The following is a 2,881-nucleotide window of genomic DNA, read 5'->3' as shown; positions in this document are numbered from 1 at the left end:
GCTTCCACCTCGAACCTATCAACCTGATCATCTTTCAGGGATCTTACTAGCTTACGCTATGGGAAATCTCATCTTGAGGGGGGCTTCATGCTTAGATGCTTTCAGCACTTATCCCTTCCGCACATAGCTACCCAGCTATGCCCTTGGCAGAACAACTGGTACACCAGCGGTGCGTCCATCCCGGTCCTCTCGTACTAAGGACAGCTCCTCTCAAATTTCCTACGCCCACGACGGATAGGGACCGAACTGTCTCACGACGTTCTGAACCCAGCTCGCGTACCGCTTTAATGGGCGAACAGCCCAACCCTTGGGACCGACTACAGCCCCAGGATGCGATGAGCCGACATCGAGGTGCCAAACCTCCCCGTCGATGTGGACTCTTGGGGGAGATAAGCCTGTTATCCCCGGGGTAGCTTTTATCCGTTGAGCGATGGCCCTTCCATGCGGAACCACCGGATCACTAAGCCCGACTTTCGTCCCTGCTCGACTTGTAGGTCTCGCAGTCAAGCTCCCTTATGCCTTTGCACTCTACGAATGATTTCCAACCATTCTGAGGGAACCTTTGGGCGCCTCCGTTACACTTTAGGAGGCGACCGCCCCAGTCAAACTGCCCACCTGACACTGTCTCCCGGGTCGATAAGACCCGTAGGTTAGAATTTCAATACATTCAGGGCGGTATCCCACCAGCGCCTCCACCGAAGCTAGCGCTCCGGTTTCAATGGCTCCCGCCTATCCTGTACAAAATGTACCAAAATTCAATATCAGGCTACAGTAAAGCTCCACGGGGTCTTTCCGTCCTGTCGCGGGTAACCTGCATCTTCACAGGTACTATAATTTCACCGAGTCTCTGGTTGAGACAGTGCCCAAATCGTTACACCTTTCGTGCGGGTCGGAACTTACCCGACAAGGAATTTCGCTACCTTAGGACCGTTATAGTTACGGCCGCCGTTTACTGGGGCTTCAGTTCAGAGCTTCGCTTACGCTAACCCCTCTCCTTAACCTTCCAGCACCGGGCAGGTGTCACCCCCTATACTTCGCCTTACGGCTTCGCAGAGAGCTGTGTTTTTGCTAAACAGTCGCTTGGGCCTATTCACTGCGGCTTTCCGTTAAGAAAGCACCCCTTCTCCCGAAGTTACGGGGTCATTTTGCCGAGTTCCTTAACCAGAGTTCTCTCGCACACCTTAGGATTCTCTCCTCGCCTACCTGTGTCGGTTTGCGGTACAGGCACCTTTTATCTCGCTAGAAGCTTTTCTTGGCAGCGGGGAATCAAAGACTTCGCTCCATAAGGAGCTTCCCCATCACAGCTCAGCCTTCACGATAAGCGGATTTGCCTACTTATCAGCCTAACTGCTTGGACGTGCACAACCAATCGCACGCTTCTTCTATCCTTCTGCGTCCCTCCATTGCTCAAACGATAAAGAGGTGGTACAGGAATATCAACCTGTTGTCCATCGCCTACGCCTGTCGGCCTCGGCTTAGGTCCTGACTAACCCTGAGCGGACGAGCCTTCCTCAGGAAACCTTAGGCATTCGGTGGACGGGATTCTCACCCGTCTTTCGCTACTCATACCGGCATTCTCACTTCTAAGCGCTCCACCAGTCCTTCCGGTCTGACTTCACTGCACTTAGAACGCTCCCCTACCACTGATACCATTGGTATCAATTCGCAGCTTCGGTGGTGTATTTAGCCCCGGTACATTTTCGGCGCAGAGTCACTCGACTAGTGAGCTATTACGCACTCTTTAAATGGTGGCTGCTTCTAAGCCAACATCCTAGTTGTCTAAGCAACTCCACATCCTTTTCCACTTAATACACACTTTGGGACCTTAGCTGGCGATCTGGGCTGTTTCCCTCTTGACTACGGATCTTATCACTCGCAGTCTGACTCCTAAGGATAAGTCATTGGCATTCGGAGTTTGACTGAATTCGGTAATCCGATGAGGACCCCTAGTTCAATCAGTGCTCTACCTCCAAGACTCTTACACTTAAGGCTAGCCCTAAAGCTATTTCGGGGAGAACCAGCTATCTCCAGGTTCGATTGGAATTTCTCCGCTACCCACACCTCATCCCCGCACTTTTCAACGTGCGTGGGTTCGGGCCTCCATTCAGTGTTACCTGAACTTCACCCTGGACATGGGTAGATCACCTGGTTTCGGGTCTACGACCACGTACTAAACGCCCTATTCAGACTCGCTTTCGCTGCGGCTCCGCCTCTTCAGCTTAACCTCGCACGGGATCGTAACTCGCCGGTTCATTCTACAAAAGGCACGCCATCACCCATTAACGGGCTCTGACTATTTGTAGGCACACGGTTTCAGGATCTCTTTCACTCCCCTTCCGGGGTGCTTTTCACCTTTCCCTCACGGTACTGGTTCACTATCGATCACTAGGGAGTATTTAGCCTTGGGAGATGGTCCTCCCAGATTCCGACGGAATTTCACGTGTTCCGCCGTACTCAGGATACATTCAAGAGAGAACGAAGTTTCGACTACGGGGTTGTTACCCTCTACGACGGACCTTTCCAGGTCGCTTCGTCTACCTCGTTCCTTTGTAACTCCGTATAGAATGTCCTACAACCCCAAGAGGCAAGCCTCTTGGTTTGGGCTATGTTCCGTTTCGCTCGCCGCTACTCAGGAAATCGCATTTGCTTTCTCTTCCTCCAGGTACTTAGATGTTTCAGTTCCCTGGGTCTGTCTTCCTTACCCTATGTATTCAGGTAAGGATACCATACCATTACGTATGGTGGGTTTCCCCATTCGGAAATCTTCGGATCAAAGCTTACTTACAGCTCCCCGAAGCATATCGGCGTTAGTCCCGTCCTTCATCGACTCCTAGTGTCAAGGCATCCACCGTGCGCCCTTTCTAACTTAACCAAACTAAAA

General features: G+C 51.9%; 1 rRNA gene. It reads right to left on the bottom strand.

Annotated features, from left to right (window positions below):
- Positions 1-2,872 (bottom strand): 23S ribosomal RNA (locus MR115_RS29450); the annotation flags it as partial.
- Between the last annotated feature and the right edge of the window lie 9 nt (positions 2,873-2,881).

The organism is Bacillus cereus group sp. BfR-BA-01309, from assembly GCF_022664315.1.
GTDB classification, from domain to species: domain Bacteria; phylum Bacillota; class Bacilli; order Bacillales; family Bacillaceae_G; genus Bacillus_A; species Bacillus_A mobilis.
The sequence above is the reverse complement of the archived record's forward strand: the minus strand, read 5'-3'. Positions and strand labels throughout refer to the sequence as shown.